The organism is Salinivibrio socompensis S35, from assembly GCF_000513715.1.
GTDB lineage: Bacteria > Pseudomonadota > Gammaproteobacteria > Enterobacterales > Vibrionaceae > Salinivibrio > Salinivibrio socompensis.
The window spans coordinates 1-20,931 of record NZ_AQOD01000062.1 but is presented as its reverse complement, the minus strand read 5'-3'; the positions used below and the strand labels follow the sequence as shown (position 1 = coordinate 20,931).

At 49.4% G+C, this 20,931-nt stretch carries 17 protein-coding genes, 2 pseudogenes and 1 riboswitch; of the genes and pseudogenes, 11 read left to right on the top strand and 8 right to left on the bottom strand.

From position 1 onward, the window contains the following. Positions 1-2 precede the first annotated feature (2 nt). Positions 3-2,048, bottom strand: a complete 2,046-nt coding sequence (locus DZ54_RS0107950) for a TonB-dependent hemoglobin/transferrin/lactoferrin family receptor (protein ID WP_025673688.1) — start codon at positions 2,046-2,048, stop codon at positions 3-5. 208 nt (positions 2,049-2,256) lie between these two features. Here DZ54_RS0107950 and DZ54_RS0107945 point away from each other — a divergent pair, with 208 nt between their 5' ends. The 10 genes and pseudogenes from DZ54_RS0107945 to DZ54_RS0107900 all read left to right on the top strand — a co-directional run bounded on the left by DZ54_RS0107945 (position 2,257) and on the right by DZ54_RS0107900 (position 13,835). Beyond that, entirely contained in the window at positions 2,257-3,114 is an 858-nt protein-coding gene (locus DZ54_RS0107945) for a heme/hemin ABC transporter substrate-binding protein (RefSeq protein ID WP_025673687.1), read from the top strand. Then, complete coding sequence (locus DZ54_RS0107940) at positions 3,114-4,148, top strand: FecCD family ABC transporter permease (protein WP_025673686.1); 1,035 nt, start codon at positions 3,114-3,116, stop codon at positions 4,146-4,148. Before DZ54_RS0107945 ends, DZ54_RS0107940 begins: the two co-directional genes overlap by 1 nt. Next, positions 4,148-4,924 (top strand): heme ABC transporter ATP-binding protein, encoded by a 777-nt coding sequence (locus tag DZ54_RS0107935; RefSeq protein ID WP_025673685.1) that lies wholly within the window; start codon positions 4,148-4,150, stop codon positions 4,922-4,924. The genes DZ54_RS0107940 and DZ54_RS0107935 overlap by 1 nt, the downstream gene beginning before the upstream one ends. Before the next feature lie 315 nt (positions 4,925-5,239). After that, entirely contained in the window at positions 5,240-6,244 is a 1,005-nt protein-coding gene (locus DZ54_RS0107930; protein ID WP_025673684.1) for a substrate-binding domain-containing protein, read from the top strand. 178 nt (positions 6,245-6,422) lie between these two features. Continuing rightward, positions 6,423-6,525, top strand: a riboswitch (cyclic di-GMP riboswitch). 145 nt (positions 6,526-6,670) lie between these two features. After that, positions 6,671-7,264 (top strand): TfoX/Sxy family DNA transformation protein, encoded by a 594-nt coding sequence (locus DZ54_RS0107925; RefSeq protein WP_025673683.1) that lies wholly within the window; start codon positions 6,671-6,673, stop codon positions 7,262-7,264. 307 nt (positions 7,265-7,571) lie between these two features. Then, positions 7,572-9,707: a dihydrolipoyl dehydrogenase gene (gene lpdA, locus DZ54_RS0107920; protein ID WP_025673682.1), complete on the top strand. Its 2,136-nt coding sequence runs from the start codon at positions 7,572-7,574 to the stop codon at positions 9,705-9,707. Positions 9,708-9,724: 17 nt separating this feature from the next. Beyond that, positions 9,725-10,864: an ABC transporter substrate-binding protein gene (locus tag DZ54_RS0107915; RefSeq protein WP_025673681.1), complete on the top strand. Its 1,140-nt coding sequence runs from the start codon at positions 9,725-9,727 to the stop codon at positions 10,862-10,864. Between the two features lie 11 nt (positions 10,865-10,875). Then, positions 10,876-12,591: pseudogene (locus tag DZ54_RS20085) on the top strand (ABC transporter permease). After that, positions 12,551-13,222: an ATP-binding cassette domain-containing protein gene (locus tag DZ54_RS0107905; protein WP_025673680.1), complete on the top strand. Its 672-nt coding sequence runs from the start codon at positions 12,551-12,553 to the stop codon at positions 13,220-13,222. The pseudogene DZ54_RS20085 and the gene DZ54_RS0107905 overlap by 41 nt, the downstream one beginning before the upstream one ends. Beyond that, the gene (locus tag DZ54_RS0107900) at positions 13,215-13,835 is read left to right on the top strand and encodes a CDP-alcohol phosphatidyltransferase family protein (protein ID WP_025673679.1); all 621 of its coding nucleotides are present in this window, start codon (positions 13,215-13,217) and stop codon (positions 13,833-13,835) included. The genes DZ54_RS0107905 and DZ54_RS0107900 overlap by 8 nt, the downstream gene beginning before the upstream one ends. 23 nt (positions 13,836-13,858) lie before the next feature. Here the strand turns inward: DZ54_RS0107900 and punR are convergent, their stop codons facing one another. Next, the gene (gene punR, locus DZ54_RS0107895) at positions 13,859-14,758 is read right to left on the bottom strand and encodes a DNA-binding transcriptional activator PunR (protein WP_025673678.1); all 900 of its coding nucleotides are present in this window, start codon (positions 14,756-14,758) and stop codon (positions 13,859-13,861) included. A gap of 106 nt (positions 14,759-14,864) precedes the next feature. Between punR and punC the strand changes: the two genes are divergently transcribed. Next, entirely contained in the window at positions 14,865-16,070 is a 1,206-nt protein-coding gene (gene punC / locus DZ54_RS0107890; RefSeq protein WP_025673677.1) for a purine nucleoside transporter PunC, read from the top strand. A gap of 120 nt (positions 16,071-16,190) precedes the next feature. On the opposite strand, the gene DZ54_RS0107885 is transcribed toward punC, so the two are convergent. From DZ54_RS0107885 to DZ54_RS20075, 6 genes and pseudogenes are all read right to left on the bottom strand, one after another. Continuing rightward, positions 16,191-16,619: a VOC family protein gene (locus DZ54_RS0107885; protein ID WP_025673676.1), complete on the bottom strand. Its 429-nt coding sequence runs from the start codon at positions 16,617-16,619 to the stop codon at positions 16,191-16,193. Positions 16,620-16,663: 44 nt separating this feature from the next. Further along, positions 16,664-16,957, bottom strand: a complete 294-nt coding sequence (locus tag DZ54_RS20080; protein WP_037353918.1) for a hypothetical protein — start codon at positions 16,955-16,957, stop codon at positions 16,664-16,666. 16 nt (positions 16,958-16,973) lie between these two features. Next, complete coding sequence (locus DZ54_RS0107875) at positions 16,974-17,513, bottom strand: lipocalin family protein (RefSeq protein ID WP_025673675.1); 540 nt, start codon at positions 17,511-17,513, stop codon at positions 16,974-16,976. A gap of 3 nt (positions 17,514-17,516) precedes the next feature. Next, positions 17,517-17,858 carry a DUF4144 family protein gene (locus DZ54_RS0107870; RefSeq protein ID WP_025673674.1) on the bottom strand — a complete coding sequence of 114 codons (342 nt, stop codon included), beginning with the start codon at positions 17,856-17,858 and terminating at the stop codon, positions 17,517-17,519. After that, complete coding sequence (locus tag DZ54_RS0107865) at positions 17,855-18,211, bottom strand: DOPA 4,5-dioxygenase family protein (RefSeq protein WP_025673673.1); 357 nt, start codon at positions 18,209-18,211, stop codon at positions 17,855-17,857. The genes DZ54_RS0107870 and DZ54_RS0107865 overlap by 4 nt, the downstream gene beginning before the upstream one ends. A 186-nt stretch (positions 18,212-18,397) precedes the next feature. Then, positions 18,398-20,811 (bottom strand): annotated as a pseudogene (locus DZ54_RS20075) (VolA/Pla-1 family phospholipase). Positions 20,812-20,931: the final 120 nt, after the last annotated feature.

The window sequence follows — 20,931 nt, the reverse complement described above, 5'->3', positions numbered from 1 at the left end:
AGCTAAAATTGGTAACGAACATTAAATTTGATATCACGTCCGGGTGACGCGACTTGCGCCCACGCTTGAGTGTATTGCTCGTCGGTTAAGTTATCGATGGCTAAATCAAACTTCACCCCATCCCAGTCACCGTTCGGGCTGTAGCTTGCATACAAATCCCACAGGATGTAGCCGTCATAGGTGTTGGCATCATTCGTGTCGTCTTGATCGGCATAATGAGAGACGCGACCACCGACACTCACCGGTAGCGTCGCCAGCGCATAGTCGGTTTCAGCGACGAATTTGTGGGCGGGGATGTTCTCAAGATAACTGCCCGTCTCTTTGTCTTTCCCTTCGGTTTGGCTATAGCTTAGATTGTTGGTAAAGCCACCGAGTTGGTGATGAAGGCTTAGCTCGACACCTTCGAGTTTGGCATCTTGAACGTTTTCACGTGTTGTTGTTCCCCCCATGAAGTCAACGTTCATATCGATAAAGTCATCAACATCGTTGCGGAACAGGCGCACATCAACATAAGCATTGTCGAAATAGCTCGTCGGTGTAAATTGGTACGTGATGGCTAATTCTTTATTGGCACTGTGCTCAGCTTTGAGGTCCGGATTAGGGACAAACCGGTTAATCCCCATGCGGGTAATAAAGTGAGTACCACTGGCATACATTTCTTCTAAACTCGGGGCTCGAAATGCTTCGCGGTAACTTGCTGTCAATGCTAGCTGTTCGGTCGCATTCCATGTTAATGCCGTCGATGGTGACCAAGCATGATCGCGGCTATCACCATCCATTGATGTTGGTCGATTATCTTCACCTTTATAAGCGTCAAACCGGACACCTGCTTGCCACTGCAACTGCTCTGATACAGGCATGTTAATTTGACCGAATACACCTACATTCTCTGCATTTGCATCTTGTCCTGCAGGACGCTCTCCGGGTTTACTGCTGTCATCACGTATCGTCTCATAGCTGTCTCGATATAAATCCAGACCTGTAATGATATCGAGCTCTTTTAGGCTTGATGTGTTCGTGATAGAGAAGCCAAGGGTCTGAGTTTCGTTATTATCGCGTTCTTGCGGCACTACACGATGTTCCTCCATCTCTGTATTGTTCCAATACAATTGAGAGGAGATATCGATCCAATTAGTGGCGGGGCGATAATCATAAGCAACGGATAAACTTTGATCTCGTGTCTCGCGATACACTGAAGGATAAAAACCTGAAGGTTCTTTAATCGATGGATTTGACGGAGACATATCATCAAGCTCACCTTGGCGAGCAATAAACGTCCATTGGTGGTCTAAAGACGGTGTATAAGTGACTTTAGCAAAACCGCCTTTTTCACGGTTTGAAGAGTCAGACAAGGTTTTGCCATTGCCTAATTGATTATCATCGCTATCGTGATAGTAGCTTTGTACCAGCCAATCAACCGTCTCCGTGCGCCCAAACACCGCACCGCTTGTACGTGAGGCATTATTGTTGCTGTTGAAGCCTTGTTTGACATAGCCACCCAAGGTCTCTGTGCCGGAGAGAAAGTCACTGGCCGATTTGGTGTTTTGCGCAAACACGCCCCCTAAAGCACCGGACCCCCATAAAGTACTGGAAGGCCCGCGGACCACCTCGACGGAGCTGAGTAATTCAGGATCAATAAAGAGACTGGAGCGATGGCCAACCGAGAAATTCTGACGCGTACCGTCGACGAGCTGAACAACGCGGCCATTATCACTGCTCAGCCCGCGAATAGTGACTGACTGAGCGACATCGCGCCCTCCACCGATGACGGATACGTTGGGTAAGTGACGAATTAAATCCGTGACGTTACTCCCTTGCCGTTTTTCAATCTCTTCCAGAGAGACCGTACTGACGGCGACGGCGCCATTCGCTTTTTGCGCGTCCATACGGCTGGCATACACAGACACCGTCTCTGTTTGTTCACTATTTTGTTGCGCGCCATCGGCGGCCATTACCGGTGACGCGATACTGAATGTGCCAAGCGCAAGCCCGATAGCGAGGTTTAAGTGACTTGGGCGCGGTATCAAAATGTCCTTTTTCAATGTCATTTCAGTGCTCTCTGATTCAGTTGCAAATGAGTCTCATCATTATTTTTCAAGATTGTATTGATCGATAACAGCAATGTAAACGATAATTGATCTTAATTAGTTATGTAACTGACATTTACAAATGAGCAGTGAGAGGTAAATCACTGCCATCACATCGCATTATCTTTCATCAATAAGCCACTGATAAAACGACACATAAGGATGTAACATGGCCACCGCTGCAGTACGATTGATTACCCTATTCCTCACCTTGATGTCTTTTTCGCTCTATGCCTCACCGCGCATCGTTAGTGCCGGCGCCAGCGTGACCGACTTACTCGTTGAGCTTGGCGCGCAATCACACATTGTCGGTATTGATGCCACCAGCCAATTACAAGACAAGGAGATTCCTAGCGTCGGCTATCATCGCCAGCTAGCGGTAGAGGGCGTGCTCTCTTTGTCACCAGACCTCTTGCTTGGCTCAGATGAAATGGGTCCTGCTCCGGTGTTATCCACACTCCGTGATACCGGCGTCAATGTGGTGACATTATCCAGTGCCCCCACCGTCGACGCGCTCAAGCAGCGTATTCACACGGTGGCGGATTTAACAGAGACACAAGCGAATGCCGCACCATTGATAAACACCATTGATGACCAATTAGCCACGCTAAAAAGCCACGCATCCTCAGCAGAACGAAACACATCCGCACTGAAAGGGCTATTTCTACTAGTACACCAGGGACGCCCTGCCAGTGTTGCCGGTGCGAATACCACACCCAATTCGCTTATCAACTTACTTGGTGCCACTAATCCGGCGGCCGACTCCGTCACCAGTTATAAACCGCTTTCACCCGAGGCGCTGCTTGGCTTCAACCCTGACTTTATTTTGGTGATGCAACGGTCACTCGATCAGCTTGGCGGTATTCAAGGATTAGCAGACGCCGTCCCTTTGTTATCAAACACCCGGGCTTACCAACAAAATCGCATCATGGCTGTTGATGGTCGTGTATTAGTGGGTGGTTTAAGCCTTAATACCCTTGATGAAGCCCTTCGTATCCAAAACCAGTTACTTGGACACCAGCACTAATGCACGCTTACTTTCGTGAAACCCGTCAACGACTATTCCCCGCGCTGATCACTGTTTTATTCGTCGTCGCTGTGATGTCGATTGCCGTGGGACAGTGGCAACTCGGATGGCTCGTCAGTTTACAAAGCTTGAGCCCATGGCAAAACGATGTTGAGCCACATATCTTAACCATCGTGCAGCAGGTCCGTTTACCGCGGACTTTATTGTGTTTGTTCGTCGGTGCGTTACTGGCGGTATCCGGCGCATTGATGCAAGGGCTATTTCGTAACCCGCTGGCGGATCCAGGGATCATCGGGGTCTCTGGTGGTGCGTCTTTAGGGGGCGCATTTGGGTTATTGCTTTTATCCTGGGGCAGTCTCGACGTCGGCTTTGCCCTATCGGTGCCGCTGTTTGCTTTTTTCGGGGCACTGATAGCCACCTTATTTGTTTATCGCATTGGCACAACATCGATGGGCACGTCAGTAACCATTATGTTGTTGGCAGGGATTGCCATTAGCGCTTTATCAGGCGCGGCGCTCGGTTTAATCAATTACGTTGCTGATAACCAAACATTACGTGATATCGCGTTGTGGTCGATGGGCTCACTCACTGGCGCGTCTTGGGGGCAAATCACGCTAACGGGTGTCGCCGCCGTGGCGCTCACCGTTTTCGCCTACCGCTGCGCGCCACATATCAATGCCTTGTTACTGGGTGAGAACGAAGCCGCCTATCTTGGCATCAATGTCCACCGCCTAAAACGCTTGCTGATCATTGCGACTGCAGCGGGGATGGGGATTTCCGTCAGTGCCGCGGGACTAATCGGTTTTATCGGTCTGGTTGTGCCACATATTGGTCGGCTACTGGCAGGGCCGGATCATCGCACGCTTATTCCTTTATCAGCGATATTAGGCGCCCTTTTACTGACATTTGCCGACATTATCGCGCGGGTCATTGTGGCGCCAGCAGAACTACCAGTGGGCATCATTACTGCGCTGATGGGGGCACCTTTCTTTTTATGGCTTCTTATCCAACAACGACAAGCAGTGGTGCACTAATGCCTAATATTGCCTTAAATGTTCGTGATTTAAGTTACTCGCTCAACGGGCGCCAACTGCTTAATCGCATCAATATCTCGTTTGGCGCTGGCCAATTACATGTGTTACTCGGTCCGAATGGTGCGGGTAAAAGTACCTTACTCAAACAAATAATGAGTAGCAGTCACCTTTCAGGTCAGGTTGATTTTTGGGCCACGCCTAAAACTGCATGGCAAGGGGAGACCTTTGCCAAACAGGTGGCCTTTCTCCCACAAAGTAGTGGGTTAACCTTTGCGTTTACTGTTAGAGAGGTGGTGGAAATGGGAGCCACTCCGCTTCAGGCGAGCCAAGCGCAAATTGCCGCGCTGGCCGATGAACAGTTACAACAGTGGGACATCATTCACCTTGCCAACCGGCCCTACCCCATTTTATCGGGCGGTGAAAAACAACGGGTTCACATGGCGCGCATTTCTTTACAATTAGCCCAAACCGACCCAACGCATGCCATCATGCTGCTAGATGAACCCACATCGGCGCTCGATATTACCCATCAGCATTACACGCTACAACGCTGTCGGGCGCTTGCCGATCGAGGGATGACAGTGATCTTGGTGCTCCATGATCTCAACCTCGCCAGCCGCTACGCAGATCGCCTTTATTTTCTCAAGCAGGGCGAGATGGTGTTAACGGGCACCCCATGGCAGTGTTTTAATAGTGAGCAGGTGGAGAGTATTTATCAATACCCACTGACGGTGATTCAACATCCAGAGCATACTTGCCCATTGATCGTAACCTAGTGCCTGGTTTTTCATTATCAAAGCGCGAGTTTGCCACCATCGCCATGAGACTTTTGTGTCGATAAGCACCTCGCTGGGTCACAAAACCGTCTGTTGGTGATCGTTCGCTCATCAGACCAATTGCGACTGAGCGGTAACCTAAGTAAACTGAGACCGCAACCGATTAACTATGAGAATGGATGAAATCGGATTCGTTACCTTCGCAACCGTCTGATGGGCCGGGATTGTGAAAGACAGCGCCGCTGCGTATCAGCGGCGTTTTTCTGTAAGGTCGCGAGTAACGATCCCAAGGCTTCACAATATAGAAGAATTAAGATGGCAACGATTAAAGATGTCGCGCGTCTCGCGGGGGTTTCAACCACCACGGTCTCACACGTAATAAACAAAACCCGCTTTGTCGCCGAAAAAACAACAGAAAAGGTTTGGCAAGCCGTTGAAGATCTGAATTATGCACCGAGTGCGGTGGCTCGCAGCTTAAAATGTAATACGACCCGTACACTGGGTATGCTGGTCACAAAATCGACCAATCCATTTTTTGCTGAGCTCGTTCACGGCGTAGAAGACTATTGCTACGAGCAAGGCTATACGCTGATTTTATGCAATACCGAAGGCAACCTTGAAAAGCAACGTGACTATTTACGTATGCTGTCGGAAAAGCGTGTCGACGGTTTAATTGTGGTGTGCTCGGATCTCAATGAAGATCTCATGCTACTACTAGAGAAAAAGCGCGATCTGCCGATGGTCGTCATGGATTGGGGCAGCCACCACATTGATACCGATAGGATTGAAGATAACGCAGAGCTAGGCGGCTATCTGGCGACTAAACATTTTATTGATAACGGGCATACTCAAATTGGCTGTATCTCTGGGCAAATGGATAAGAACACCTGTAAGCAACGGCTTGCGGGGTTTTATCGCGCCCTCAACGAAGCCAATATCCCTGTGAATCAAGACTGGATCATTGAAGCGGATTTTGAAGCGAACCAAGCAAAAATCGCCGCACAACAGTTGATTACCATGAAAAACCGCCCCACCGGGGTGTTTTGTTTTAACGATATTATGGCATTGGCGGCGATCAGCACATTCAACCAAGCAGGCATTCAGGTGCCAGGCGACATATCCGTTATCGGTTACGACAATATTGACCTGACTGAATATTACTCACCACCGCTCACGACTGTGCATCAGCCTAAACGCGATCTGGGGAAGACTGCCGTCAAGCTCTTACTCAGTCGGATTAATGATAACGACACGCAGCAACAGGTGTTTGAGATGGATTTGTCGCTCATTAGTCGAGATTCCGTCAAAACCCTAAGCTAATGGTTTAGCAAGTGTTTTATTCGATGCCACGATCTTATTAGGGTCGTGGCTTTTTTACGCCTGTCTAAAGAGAAGAGCTTTTCCCTAAACTATCAGTTACATGATTTATGAACCAAGATCACATTTTGTATGCGTAGCAAGGGCGACATCTGTGTCTAATTATTATATTCTGAACAGCGTTTGAACAAGGCAAACCATCGCGAAAGCGTGGGACGCAAAGCCTCCGGCCTAATGAACTTGGCTTTACTGTCAAGATACTCAATGGTAGCGGGGCTGCCAGCGCTGTTGTTTTATTGCTGATACAAGTGTCAGCAATCGGATGTATCAAGCCTAAGAATTTGATGGTTCGTTGACAATCTTGTCTGTTTGCCTTGTTAGACTGCGATTTTATGTATAGGCATTCACATTCATCGAGATTGTTATTAAATGGATAAACCTGCTTTAAAAGACGCGATGCGTTTATTTGCCAAATTTGGCAATATCAAATCCCGATCCATGTTCGGCGGATTTGGGCTGTTTTGTGAAGACACCATGTTCGCTCTTGTCGTCAATAACACCCTCCATCTTCGTGCAGGCAAAGAGAACGAGGCCTTACTCAAACAACAAGACTTAACTCCGTATGTGTATAAAAAGCGTGGCTTTCCGGTCGTCACCAAGTATTTTGCTATTCCTGACGCTTGGTGGAACGATCAGCAACGACTATTGGCTGAGGCGAAAAATGCCCTCGACGTTGCCATACAGGATCGTTCACTGAAAACGGCAACGACGCCATCACGGCTCAAAGATCTCCCTAACCTTCGATTGGCCACCGAGCGTATGCTGAAAAAAGCGGGCATAGACTCGCCTGAAAAGCTGCAAAAATACGGCGCGGTGGGTGCATATAAAGCTCTGACTTCAGCACATGACAACACGCTTAGCTTAGAACTGTTGTGGTCACTAGAAGGCGCGATCACCGGTAAACACTGGTCGGTAGTTCCACCTCAGCGCCGTCAAGAGTTACTACAACACTTAGAAAAGTAACCCCTCATAAGTCCACTTCTGTATTGCTATTTAACTTTCTCTGTGAGCAATGTTTGCGTCCAACACCGCCACTAGGCGGTGTCGCTTTATCCCCCCCAACACAGTATTTCGTTTAAAAAACCATCACTCATTTGTTTTTCACACATTATTTGAAAGTACGCTGCAATCGACCCGGTCTCATCAGGGGTATGATTAAGACCACAGTTTTTTAATGTAACCAATAAATCAGCCAGTTACTTAATATCAGTGGATAAAAGTGTCCTAAAGTAATGGCTGATCCTCTTTTTATTCAACGACGAGACCTATTATGTCAGCGAAAAAAATGCTTGTTGGGCTACTGATTGCCGCCATCGTCGCGCTCTGGTTTAGCTTCGATCTCGGCCAGTGGCTGACGCTCGACAATGCCAAAGCACAGCAGGCGATACTTAACGACTACATCGTCCAGAATTTTACCCAAGCGAGTCTCATTTTCTTGCTTGGATACATCGTGATGACAGCGCTATCGCTACCCGGTGCGGCGGTGGCTAGCTTATTAGGTGCGGCCTTATTTGGCTTTTGGTGGGGGTTAGTCTTGGTCTCATTCGCCAGCTCCATTGGTGCCACACTCGCCTTTTTAGTTAGCCGTTTTCTACTTCAAGATTGGGTGCAAAATCACTTTGGTCATAAACTGGATGCGATCAACCGTGGTATTGAAAAAGATGGCCTTTTCTATTTACTCACGCTTCGTCTTATCCCTGTTTTTCCCTTCTTCTTGATTAACCTCGTAATGGGGTTAACCCCCTTAAAGACTCGGACCTTCTATTGGGTGAGTCAGTTAGGTATGCTGCCTGGGACCGCAGTGTATGTGAATGCGGGCACCCAACTTGCCCTGATTGATTCGCTAGGTGATGTGGTCTCGCCGTCAGTTTTGGGTTCGTTCGCGCTGCTGGGCCTTTTTCCGCTGATTGCCAAACTTATCATGACGTGGATAACACACCGAAAACGCTATCAGGGTTGGCGCAAACCCCGTCAGTTTGATCGAAATATGGTGGTCATTGGTGCCGGCGCAGGCGGCCTGGTTTCCAGCTATATCGCAGCGGTAGTGAAAGCAAAAGTAACGCTGATTGAAAAAGGTCATATGGGAGGCGACTGCCTGAATACGGGATGTGTCCCATCTAAAGCGCTAATACGCGCCGCGAAAACGATGCGGGAAATCCGTAAAGCCAATACCTTTGGCATTCACACTCAAGTGCCTGACGTCAATTTTGCTGCCGTGATGGCGCGAGTGAAAAAGGTCATTACTCAGATTGAGCCCCATGATTCGGTCGAGCGTTACACCAAACTGGGCGTCGAGTGTGTTCAGGGCGAGGCGCAGATCGTTTCACCGTGGGAAGTCGAGGTCAATGGCGAGCGTCTGACCACCCGCAATATTGTGGTTGCGACCGGAGCGCGTCCCCTATTGCCGCCCATTCCAGGTTTAACGGATGTCATTCACTATACCTCGGATACCATTTGGTCGCTGACCGAGTTGCCGCCACGGCTGTTGGTGCTTGGTGGTGGCCCGATTGGTGCTGAACTGGCGCAGAGCTTTTCTTGCTTAGGTAGCCAAGTTACACTGGCAGAAATGGCGGATCAATTATTAAGTCGTGAAGATAAAGACGCTGCGCAGCTGGTTGAAAGCGCACTCGAGCGTGACGGTGTCACTATTTTAACGCGTCACAAAGTCACTGGGTTTGACCATCAAGGTGATCAGCAAATAGCGCGATTAAATGGCCCCAATGGCGAGCAAACGGTGGCGTTTGATGCGGTACTCGTCGCACTGGGGCGCCAGGCCAATACCCAAGGCTTTGGGCTGGAGACGCTTGACGTTCCGTTAACTGATCGCGGTACCATTCAGGTCAATGACTACTTGCAAACTAATTACCCCAATATCTACGCTGTCGGTGATGTCGCCGGCCCCTTCCAGTTAACCCATGCTAGTGCACACCAGGCGTGGTATGCCGCGGTCAATGCGCTGTTTGGTCAGTTTAAACGCTTTAAAGCCGACTACTCAGTGATGCCAGCCGCAACCTATACGTCGCCAGAAGTCGCACGTGTGGGGCTCAATGAAAAAGAGGCCGAAGCCAATCAGCAAGATGTAGAAGTAACCTATTACGGCATCGATGATCTAGACCGTGCCATCGCCGATGGCAATGATCATGGCTTCATTAAAGTGCTGACACCAAAGGGGAAAGACACCATACTGGGGGTAACAATAGTGGGAGAACATGCTGGCGATTTATTGGCCGAGTTCACCTTAGCGATGCGTCATGGCTTAGGGCTGAATAAAATCCTCGGCACTGTGCACCCTTACCCCACCATGAGTGAGGCGGTAAAATATACCGCTGGCATATGGAAACAGGCACATGCACCCGAGAAACTGCTACAGTGGGTCGAAAAATATCAACGCTGGATGCGTCACTGAACAATAAGGAGAGAACGATGAAACAGTGGATAGTCGCGTTAATGCTCGCGCTCGTCAGTAGTCACGCACTGGCAACCCCAGCGAACCAAGATTGGCAACACGTAAAGCAAGATGCAAAGGGTCAAACCGTCTATTTCAATGCCTGGGGCGGTAGCCAAGAAATTAATGCCTATCTGCGGTGGGCTGGGCGCGAGCTCAAACGTGAATACGGTGTGACCCTTAAGCACGTCAAAGTGGCCGATATCGCTGAAACAGTGAATCGCTTGCTGGCAGAAAAAACGGCTGGTAAAGAAACTGGCGGCAGTGTTGATATGGTTTGGATCAATGGTGAAAACTTTAAATCAATGAAATATAACGATTTATTGCATGGCCCCTTTGTCGAGACCTTACCTAACTGGCAAATCGTCGATAAAAACCTGCCTGTCACAGAAGACTTTACCGTGCCCACCGAAGGCCTGGAAGCGCCATGGGGTATGGGACAACTGGTTTTTATCCATGACCAAAACACACTCGCCACCCCCCCGCGCTCTTTTACTGAACTATTGCAACTTGCAAAAGCCCATCCCGGGCGAGTGAGTTATCCGAAACCACCCCAATTTCATGGGACGAGTTTTTTGAAAGCCGCTTTGCTTGAGCTGACAAACAATCGACAAGCGCTTTATCAACCCGTCGATGCCGCCGATTTTGAGGCCATCACCGCCCCGCTGTGGGCCTATCTCGATGATCTGAACTCGGTCGCCTGGCGTCAGGGGGAACAGTTTCCGTCAAGCAGTGCTGAGACAATGCAATTATTAGATGATGGTGAACTCCTGATCGCGATCACTTTCAATCCCAATGCAGCCAAAACGGCCATAGTGACAGGCACACTCGCCGAATCAGCGCGGGCGTTTGCCTTTAAGCAAGGTGCGCTGACCAATGCGCATTTTCTCGCAATCCCTAAGAATGCCAATGCCAAAGCTGGCGCCAAGGTGGCGATCAACTTCTTGATGAGCAAAAAAGCACAATTGCGCAAAGCCGACACCGATATCTGGGGCGATCCACCCGTCGTTACACTGCCTGACACCGCTACAACGCGCCGTTTTCAGTCCCAGCCAGAGCCGCATCCAAGTTGGCAAACCGCACTCGAAAGCGCGTGGCTTAAACGTTACGGACAATAAAAGAGACCGTTATGGCACGTTGGTTATTTGCCATCACGCTGGCGGTATGCTGCCTGCCCTTGCTTCCCGGGCTTGGTGGCTTATTGGCAAGCGCGTTCGCGTATTTACCTGCCTTGGGACTGGCTGAAGTCAGTCTCTCTGGTTGGCGCGAGGTCATCAGCTGGCCCGGGCTATCACAATCACTTTGGCTCACACTGGTCTCCGGGCTCGCAAGCAGCCTACTGGCGGTTGTACTAAGCTTCGCGATTTTATCAGGCCACTTGGCAAACGCCCTTTTGGCAGCGAATCGCACGCAGCCTACCCGGTTTGCTTGCCCTCCCTCACGTCGCCTTTGCGATCGGGCTGGTGTTGTTATTGTCTCCCTCAGGATGGCTATTCCGCGTACTTAGCCCGCTGACCGGAGACATGCCACTGACCTGGTCGATGGTACAAGATCCCTATGTCATCGGTTTGATCCTCGCCCTCACGCTAAAAGAAACGCCATTTTTGCTTTTAATGAGCCTCTCAGTGCTAAGCCAACTCGATGTGCATCGCTTGACGATGGTATCTGCCAGCCTCGGCTATGATCGCACCAGTACCTGGATCAAGGTGATTTTTCCACTCTGGTTCGCCAAAATGCGTTTTCCTATTTTTGCAGTGGTGGCGTATGGTCTCTCGGTGGTCGACGTAGCGATGATTTTAGGCCCGAACACGCCTCCGACCTTTGCTTTATTAGTCTGGCAGTGGTTTAACGATCCTGATCTCTCATTACTCCCTCGCGCGTCGGCAGGCGCTTTAGTCCTCTTTTTGCTGTGTGGCTGGGTACTCGTGGGGTATCGGTTTATTGAGTGGCTAATTTGTAAACGCTTTAATCGTTGGCAATTCACGGGCTCACGCCGCGCTTGGTTACCGGGAAAAACCCTCTGGTGGCCGGTGGTGATTTTTCCTGTATTGGTGATCCCAACCTTGTTACTTTGGTCATTCGCTTTGCGCTGGTCATTTCCCGATTGGCTACCCAGTCGTTACGGCTTGCGCTTTTGGAGCCAGGAACTGACCTACGTTGGTGGGCTCATTGGCAACAGTGTGTTGCTTGCATTGATCAGTGCCACGGTGGCCGTCATATTTGCCATGGGCTGCCTTGAGCGCGCGGTTTCCCCTCGCCAAGGTTCGCTCCCTAAAGCCGTGATCGCCATCCCGCTTTTGGTGCCTCAACTGTCCATTCTATTTGGGATCCAAGTAGCAGTGTACAGCTTACCGGGACAATGGCATGTGCCCGCGACGATTTGGGCGCATATCTTTTTTGCCTTTCCTTATGTCTATTTAGCGTTAGATGGCCCATGGCAACAGTTTGACCCTCGGCTTACCCAAACCGCTCGCAGTTTGGGAATGAGTGCGATGACGGCTTGGTTGCGCATCAAACTCCCCTTGCTATTGCCGGCGATTATTCTGGCATGGGCGGTGGGCGCCAGTGTGAGCTTGGCACAATATCTTCCCACGCAATTGCTGGGCGCGGGACGGATCAATACCCTAACGACTGAAGCGGTCAGCTTATCCAGTGGATTGGATCGACGGATTAGCGGCTCTATGGCTTGATGCAAGCGCTAATCCCCTTGTTGGTTTTCGTCTTAGCCACGTTTCTCAGTCGCGCCATGCAACGGCGACTGACCCCTCATCAATCGGTTGCAACGCAACCAGGAGCAAATAATCATGACGCTGTGTGTGAATCAACTCAGCATAAACGCGCCTGATCTGTGTTTATTACGCGATGTGTCTTTCACCGTATCGCCTGGCGAGATCCTCACGGTGATGGGGCCGAGTGGCTGCGGGAAATCAACGCTTTTAGCGGTAATCGCTGGGCATATTCAGCCACCTATGCATTACCAAGGTGAGATAACATTAAATCAGCGTGTCCTGGATACCTTGCCCCCTGAGCAGCGTCAGATTGGGATCTTATTTCAAGATGATCTACTCTTCCCACATCTCAACGTTTGGCAGAACTTGGCCTTTGCACTGCCCTCATCGATGAGCAAAAAGGAAAAATACAGCCATGCCTTGGATGCGCTCGGTGCGATTAACTTAGCCGCGTTTGCCAACTATGCACCGTCGCAACTATCAGGGGGACAGCGAGCACGTATTAGTGTGCTACGCGCGTTACTCGCTAAGCCCGATGCGATATTGCTGGATGAACCGTTCAGTAAACTTGATAAACCGCTGCGGCGTGATTTTCGCGCCTTTGTGTTTGGTCAAATTGAAAAAAGGCAAATCCCGGCGGTGATTGTGACTCATGACAGCGAGGATATTGCCCATCCTGATCATCGCCTTGACTGGCCGAGCACCGAAACGCCCCGCAAACCACAGGAGTACCTATCCAATGCTTGATCGTTATGCAATTGTAATGATCCGCTGGCCATTGAAACAAGCAGCGGTCCAACTCACTCGGTGGGGTGCCAAACCCGACACGGTTACCATGAGCGGGTTTTTTATTGGCTTACTGGCCGTGCCCGCCCTCGCATTTCAAGTGTATTGGCTGGCGCTTGTGTTTATTGTCATTAATCGGCTTTTCGATGGTCTTGACGGTGCGCTAGCCCGCGAGCAAGGGCTCAGTGATGCGGGGGGCTTTCTAGATATTACGCTCGATTTTATTTTCTACGCTTCGATTCCGTTGGGCTTTGCGCTCGCCGATCCGGCCAATAATGCAATCGCGGCTAGCTTTTTGCTCTTTTGCTTTATGGGCACAGGGGCCAGCTTTTTAGCCTTTGCCACCATGGCAAGCAAGCATCAAATCGATAATCCCGTATACGCTAACAAATCCTTGTATTACATCGGTGGGATCACCGAAGGCACCGAGACCATTGCCAGCTTTGTGTTGATGTGTCTTTTCCCATCTTACATGGCGTGGATTGCTTGGGTATTTGGCATCGCGTGCTTGATCACCACAGCCACCCGAGTTTGGGCAGGGTACCAAACGCTACGCGAAATTGAAGGACGCTAAAAACTCGCTAATTTGCGCTCACGTTATAGCCACTGCTGCTGTAATTGCTCTTTATCACCCAAATAATCGAGCAGCCAACGCACCGGTGGCGATGCTTTATCTGAACGCCAAGCAATACAACATGGGCTGCTTAGTAGTGGCTCTTCCAAAGTCAGTTCCACTAGCTCTCCACGGGCTATCGCTTCTTCGGCCATATGAGAAGGCATCACACCAATCCCCAATCCGGCTTTAAAACACTGCATCGCACTGTGCCAATTCGGCACCGTTAGACGACGCTGGTTGTCCAAAAGCCAGGTGGTGCGGCGCGGCAAACGACGTGCGGTATCTTCTAAACAGATGGCGGGATACGGCGCGAGCTGCTCGTTAGCCAGCGGCTGTTCGCACTGCATAAGTGGGTGCGATGGACTGACGACAAACCGCCAGCGCAAGGTGCCCATTTCTCGATAGCGGAACGCGCCACTGACGGGGATTGCCGCCGTAGCACCAATCGCGATGTCAGCCCGATCATCGGCCAATGCATCCCACACACCATTAAACACCTCCATGGTCAGTAAGAGTTCCACATCCGGAAACGCATCATAGAAATCGCGCACGAGTGTGTTGACGCTGTCTTCACGCACCACATTGTCGAGCGCGAGTGAAACACTTTGCGCCCAGCCATTCGCGACCCGTTGTGTTTGTTGACGAATATTAGCCATCGCTTTCAGCATCTCGCGCGATTGCTCGACAAAATATTCGCCAGCAGGGGTCAGTTTTACTTGACGATGAAGGCGTTCAAATAACGTGACCGCCAATTTATCTTCTATTTGTCGCACGGTGTAGCTCACCGCACTCGGAACTTTATGTAGCTCTTCTGCCGCGCCTGAAAAGCTGCCTCGGCGCGCCACAATATCGATCACCTGAAAATCTTGGTAAGAAAACATTCACATCAAATTTTTTGAAAGGTATGTTCAAATCATACCGTTTCACAGCATAGATTGTTAGCCATAAACTGCTTGTTACATTAATCTTTGTATCAAGAGATAAAAAATGAACAAAAAAGTGCCTTTTATCACTCTGTTCTGGCTAGCAGGGTTGAGTATGCTGGGCTTTTTAGCCACCGATATGTATCTGCCCGCTTTTGAAGCCATGCAAATCGATTTTGCTACGTCGTCAGCCAATATTGGTTTGACCTTAAGTATCTTTTTGCTTGGCATGGCCTGCGGTCAACTCGTTTACGGTCCCCTCTCCGACCGCATTGGCCGGAAGCCTGCGCTATTAATTGGTTTGAGTCTCTATATTGTCGCGACTGCCGTGTGTCTTTTCGCGAGTAATATCTATCTATTACTCGGTGCTCGTCTCGTTCAAGCATTAGGGGCATGTAGCGCGATTGTGATTTGGCAAGCGGTGGTGATTGATCGCTATGAGGGCAAGCTTGGGCAAAAAATGTTCGCAACCATTATGCCGTTGGTCGCGTTGTCTCCGGCATTAGCACCGTTACTGGGTGCCTATTTACTGCAGCATTTTGATTGGCGCAGTATTTTTGTGGTTTTACTCGCCTTAGGCGTTGTTTTTGTTGCGCTTACTCTGCGTGAGAAAGAAAGCTTAACCAAGCCAGCACAAGATACTAAAATTATTGATAAACTTAAGATTGATTACCAGCAAGTCTTTCAATCAAAAAAGTTCATCGGAAACATGCTTATTTTTGCTGGATGTTCGGCCGCCTTCTTCGCCTATTTAACCGGGTCGCCGTTTGTGATGTCAGCAATGGGCTACACAGAGTCAGATATCGGCCTGAGCTACATCCCACAAACCATCGCGTTTATCGTCGGGGGTTATGCCTGCCGTTATGCGCTCAATAAACTCAAGGATCACAGTATCCTGCCTTGGCTACTCAAACTGTTTGTGGTCAGTGTGGTCGTCATCTTTTTGATTAGCTGGCGTACCGATGTCAGCAATATTTGGGTAATCTTAGGGCCATTCTGCTTTTTAGCGGCAGCCAATGGTGCCATTTATCCGCTCGTGGTGAACAGAGCGTTGGAAGATTTTAAATCATGCAGCGCCACGGCGGCAGGTCTGTTGAACTTTTTGCAGATGATTATCTGCTTTGTCGCGAGTGCCTTGGTCTCGGCCTTTGCCGCCTCTGGGCTGTTCGCAGTCACCTCAGTGATGCTGTCAACCTGCGTGGTGGTCATTATCGGCTTTGGCTTAGTCTGGCATGCTAATCGTCAGTCACAGTCCTTAGCAACCGCTTAAACGGATTGCATCTAACCAAAAGGCGCTTTTACGCGCCTTTTTTCATTACGTCAGACACACTGATATCAGCGCCAACATGCTGCCTGAGCCCGTGTTATACGCCGGACATCACAAATGTGCTTAGTCCAACACCAAACTGCCATTGTCATCAAACTGCCAAGAGTCTCCATAGGCGACTTCCCACAGATGATTATCAGGATCGGCAAAGTAGCCGCTGTAGCCACCCCAAAACACATCTTGTGCTGGTTTGACAATTCGGCCGCCGCACTCTTTAGCCAGTGCCAAAACTTCATCGACCTCTTCTTTTGAATGCGTGTTGTGAGCAAGCGTGATCCCACTAAAACCAGCGTCGCTAATAGACATACCGGGTTTTATGTCATCGGCTAAAGCGTCGATTGCATATAACGCTAAACGCGTTCCCGCTGTACTGAAAAACACTATCCCTTCTTCAGGATGATTATGGGTTGGAAACCCCAGTTGGCGATAAAATTCATACGAACGTGATAAATCGGCAACTCCCAAGGTAATAATGCTAATCCTTGCTTCCATACTTCCTCTCCATGGTGTTGATGCTCGCTTACGTTTTCGGGTGATTACGCCGTGTTAAGTTGCACGTGGTTTGCGATGTTTTTCAGTGAGATCCCTGCCGCTGATAAGCGTGATTGGATTGCTCTTAACACCGTATTGTATTCATCGCTGTTTTTGAAATCTGCGATCTTTTGCCGATCAGAAAACATCAAACTGATCATTAAACTTTGCGGAAAGCGTTGGTAATTGACCTCATGCGTCAGCCATTCAAAGCCATCAATCTGTTTCATAGTTTGCTCGCACACCTCAGTCAGTGCTTCGCGGATAACATTGTCGTATTTTTTATCGGTTTTTCGCATTATGATTTTCTTCTTGTTAAAGCGAGCTGTGCTTGGGATCGGTACGCGTGTGGTCAACAAAAATCAGTTCTTCCGTGGCAAAGCCTCGCTGTTTAGCCTCAGAGATAAAACGTTCTTTGACCGACTTAGGTAAAGTGGGCGTACGAGAGAGCAGCCAAAGATAGTCATGATCAGGGCCTGAAATAAAGGCATATTGGTACTCATCATCTAACTCAAACACCACATATGAGCCATAGAAAGGACCAAAGAAGGATACTTTGAGATAGCCCGTGTCATCGTTTTCAACGAAATACGCCTTGCCTTCGGCTTCTTGCCACTGTTCCTCTTCAACACTAAAACCGCGGTTAATCACCTTCACGCCACCGTCGCCCCGCAACGAATAGGTTGCTGAAACGTCAGATAAACCGCGTTCAAACGAATGGTCGAGTCGAGCGATTTCATACCATGTCCCCAAATAGCGGTTAAGTTCAAAGTTCTTCACCGGTGTCACGTCTTTAGGCATGCCTAGACAGCCGGTTAGCACTATCGATAATAGAAACAGGAATCCTAATCTCATCAATCACTCCTTGCCGGATGGCACGTATTTACCACCCGCCAAACTGGCCATGGCGGCGGCTCTATCTTTGAATTGCATTTTTCCAACACAGCACTGATCCAGTTGCGCATAATGGGCTTGGATATGTGCTACCAGCTGACCAAGTGGCATGGTCTGCCCACTTGGCTGCCAGTACTGACCGCCGTCTTGGCTCATCCAACAAACGCCTTGGCTATCCACCAGCACATCGTCTTCCGTGATCAGGTTTTCACTCAGCACCTTAAGCGACGCCGAGTCTGGCGCGTACGATAGTTCGTCATCCCCTTGCCAAATCAGTAGCGCAGGATAGTTGATATAGGTGGTCATGACTTGGGCTTAAATATATCAAGTCTGAGTGCCACTGACTTCCCTAACCAACCCACATGGTCGGTATGATCAACATAATCATCGCCCGTCACGCCATGCAAAAAAACGGTTAAATCACCACGGTGATCTTCAAGCCACGCCATCACCTCATCGAATGCGTTTTTGTCAAATGAGATTTGAAAACTCCATTTCGGATGTGGACCCACGCATTTGCGATGAAAACGGCCAAGATCAATCGGCAGTGACGACGCAGAAGCAGTCTGATAAATCACATCGGCTTCGGTGTCGGCATCATAGTAAACATGGGCATGGTAAGCCTGGTTAACATTGGGAAAAGAGTATAAAGAAGACATAAGCATCATTCGATTCAATACGGTGGAATTGAGAATAGTTTACGTGAAATCAAGGGCAAGAAATAGTGACGAACGGTGTGGCTATTTAATCATCGCGTTAATCAATACAACATCACGTCATGATAATAAGAAAAAGCGGCCGAAGCCGCTTTTCTCTTGATGACAGCTTTTGTAATAACGCGTCGGTTAATTCAACACACCGTTTGAATTATCAACATTGTCCAAAGTCTTATCTAAACCAAAATCAACCGCTTGACGGATCATTTCAGCGTGCACGGCTTGCTCTGCAAGCCCCTCCGTTTGCGGGAAAATAAAGGTGCTATGGCTCGCGTTTTCACCGGCAAAGTCAACAAAGTTCTGGCCACCTTGCGCAGCGGGCGAACTGGCATTGATGGTTGGTAAACCAAGCTTCGCAGCTAATGGCTCAGAGCCAGCGAAATTATCCACAATGCCCGGAACCGTGTAGGCGACGTTGTTCGGTACTGTGTCGTCACCATCGACTTGCTGCATATAAATCGGCGTCGTACTACCATCAATATACGTCGCGTTCGTGTATGGGTCGACGGTATCGAGTAGTGTCTGAGCAGCGTAATTAAACTGCTGAATCACGCCCTTCACTTCCGCGCGCGCATTCACTGAGCCTGTCGCCTCAAAGGTTTTATAGCAAATCACATTGTTTTCTGCGCTGTTATCTAGGGTGCAATTATTACCCGCAAAGGTCTGATAAGCAGCGCTGCCTGTAAAGGCGACACTATGCTTAATCAAGGGACCAAATGAGTCCGATCCTAGCAGCAAGTTAGCAATTTGCCCCCCAGAATTAGCCACGCTTAGCGCAGAAAATTTATAAAGTGCATCCAGTCCATTACTGTTTTCACGGTTTGCCGCGGCAACGCCGTAGTGCCAACGATGCCGCCCAATGAGTGACCTAGTAGGCGTGGTGCTGAGGTTGTAAAAGACGACATAGACGCCAATGGCGTGCCCGCAAAGCCACCCGCTAGCTCCGTGTGTGTTAAGCCTGCACGTACCCCCATCACATCCAGCGTGCTCTGACGCATATTATCACGCGCCACGGCCAGATTATTGAGGTTCAGGTATGCGATCACATCGGCATTGGCAGAGCGTTGAGCATCCAAACTACGCTGACCGTGAAGCGGCAAATCAATCGCCATCACCGCTTGGCCTGCATTGGCAAAGTTAGGCGCAAAGAAATACGCATTCTCTTTTGCCGAGCCAATGCCATGCTGATAAATCGTCAGTTTGGTATTGCTATCAACCGTTGTCGGTGTAAACAGCAAGAAAGGGACTTCTTGCACCGATTTAATCTGCGGCACTGGACTGTAGCGGGTAAGAATCCGCTCAGGATCTAGCTGGCTGCCATCCGCTTTGGTCAAGGTGACACCGGCGAGCTTAAAGAGCTCAGGCACAATTTTCGATGTATCATCGCCAGTCAGTACCGCAATATCAACACCAGCATCGGTAAGCTGCGCGGCAATGGTCGCTTTCTGCTCGGGATCTTGCAGTACATTCAACACTTTCGCCAAGCTGGGCGTTGCTGACTCAAACGGTTGACTATTCCACTCGCTGTCAGTCTCCAGATAGTAAGGTAGCTTGATGGTGCCTTTGCTCACCTCAACATTGACGCCACTAAACGCTGCCTTGAGCGTCGTCTTAATATTATCCGCATCATTGGGATCAAAGTACTGGGTAAACTGGGTATCCTCAGTTAAGGCTGTTTCGTAATCCTGAGTGCCGGTAATATCGATGGTGTAGGCATCCGATAAATCAGCATTATTGGGGTTGGCGCCCGCTTTCCATACAGCAGCTAGGCTTCCAGCATCAAACCCAGCCGCCGTGGCTTGCTTGGTGTAGTTTAAGCTGTCACCGACCGATTGAGTTGAGAACCAGGTAGAATAGACGATTGCTGAATTAGCACCCGCGGCTTTCGCCAACTTCTCCACACCTTTAATGACTTCTGCCGGTTTTTCTAATGCCGTTCCAGTATAGTTTTTATTGGTCGACTTTAATGAGGCATAGCTCGTTGACGTGCCCACGGGGTTACCATTTATATTTTCCAGCGCATCGGTAATCACCACGATGTATTCACTGCCCGGCGCGAGGTCGCGAGTGGGTAATATTGTCAGCGTATCCGTCGCCGCACTGGTGACAGCATTGAAATCGCTACCGAGCGTGAGTACCTTTTCTGGAAGCGGATTGTCTCCAGTAAGCGACTCGGTAAGTTTAACCAGGTAAACCCCCTTATAGACAAGCCCATCGGCCAATCCAGTGCCTTTAAAATCAAATACCAAAGGCATACTGGTAGACCAGCCATCCATAGTATTCATCGCCGCGCGCGGATTACTTAGAGTATTATCAGCGCCGGTCGGTAAATTTAAGGTGCCGTCGTTAGGGTTCATCAATAAAAAGGTGGGCACCGGCACAGACTGATTTTTGCCCTGTAAGGTAAAATCAATTTTGGTGTCTCGATCGAGTAAGGCTTGCACGTCGGCATTGAAATCCGGCTGAGTCGAGCTGGACGTCTCATCCCCCAGGGCGAGATCGCGAACGTTTTTTAACCAAAAAAGGATCGGTTTGACGATCACCTCTGGCTGTGATCATATAGGCAGATTCTAAAATAGTTCGGGATAGATACCGTGGATATCGATACATTTAAAGACTACTTCAGCGCCGTTGATGATAATCGCCAGAGTGCCAAGATAACC

Excerpts from the sequence above, each read along its gene's own strand:
- DZ54_RS0107900 (WP_025673679.1), top strand. The coding sequence starts at position 13,215 with ATGCTTGATCGTTATGCAATTGTAATGATCCGCTGGCCATTGAAACAA.
- DZ54_RS0107945 (WP_025673687.1), top strand. The coding sequence starts at position 2,257 with ATGGCCACCGCTGCAGTACGATTGATTACCCTATTCCTCACCTTGATG.
- DZ54_RS0107875 (WP_025673675.1), bottom strand. The coding sequence starts at position 17,513 with ATGAGATTAGGATTCCTGTTTCTATTATCGATAGTGCTAACCGGCTGT.
- DZ54_RS0107930 (WP_025673684.1), top strand. The coding sequence starts at position 5,240 with ATGGCAACGATTAAAGATGTCGCGCGTCTCGCGGGGGTTTCAACCACC.
- lpdA (WP_025673682.1), top strand. The coding sequence starts at position 7,572 with ATGTCAGCGAAAAAAATGCTTGTTGGGCTACTGATTGCCGCCATCGTC.
- DZ54_RS0107905 (WP_025673680.1), top strand. The coding sequence starts at position 12,551 with ATGACGCTGTGTGTGAATCAACTCAGCATAAACGCGCCTGATCTGTGT.
- DZ54_RS0107865 (WP_025673673.1), bottom strand. The coding sequence starts at position 18,211 with ATGTCTTCTTTATACTCTTTTCCCAATGTTAACCAGGCTTACCATGCC.
- DZ54_RS0107940 (WP_025673686.1), top strand. The coding sequence starts at position 3,114 with ATGCACGCTTACTTTCGTGAAACCCGTCAACGACTATTCCCCGCGCTG.
- DZ54_RS0107870 (WP_025673674.1), bottom strand. The coding sequence starts at position 17,858 with ATGACCACCTATATCAACTATCCTGCGCTACTGATTTGGCAAGGGGAT.
- DZ54_RS0107935 (WP_025673685.1), top strand. The coding sequence starts at position 4,148 with ATGCCTAATATTGCCTTAAATGTTCGTGATTTAAGTTACTCGCTCAAC.
- DZ54_RS0107950 (WP_025673688.1), bottom strand. The coding sequence starts at position 2,048 with ATGACATTGAAAAAGGACATTTTGATACCGCGCCCAAGTCACTTAAAC.
- punR (WP_025673678.1), bottom strand. The coding sequence starts at position 14,758 with ATGTTTTCTTACCAAGATTTTCAGGTGATCGATATTGTGGCGCGCCGA.
- DZ54_RS0107925 (WP_025673683.1), top strand. The coding sequence starts at position 6,671 with ATGGATAAACCTGCTTTAAAAGACGCGATGCGTTTATTTGCCAAATTT.
- DZ54_RS0107885 (WP_025673676.1), bottom strand. The coding sequence starts at position 16,619 with ATGGAAGCAAGGATTAGCATTATTACCTTGGGAGTTGCCGATTTATCA.
- punC (WP_025673677.1), top strand. The coding sequence starts at position 14,865 with ATGAACAAAAAAGTGCCTTTTATCACTCTGTTCTGGCTAGCAGGGTTG.
- DZ54_RS0107915 (WP_025673681.1), top strand. The coding sequence starts at position 9,725 with ATGAAACAGTGGATAGTCGCGTTAATGCTCGCGCTCGTCAGTAGTCAC.
- DZ54_RS20080 (WP_037353918.1), bottom strand. The coding sequence starts at position 16,957 with ATGCGAAAAACCGATAAAAAATACGACAATGTTATCCGCGAAGCACTG.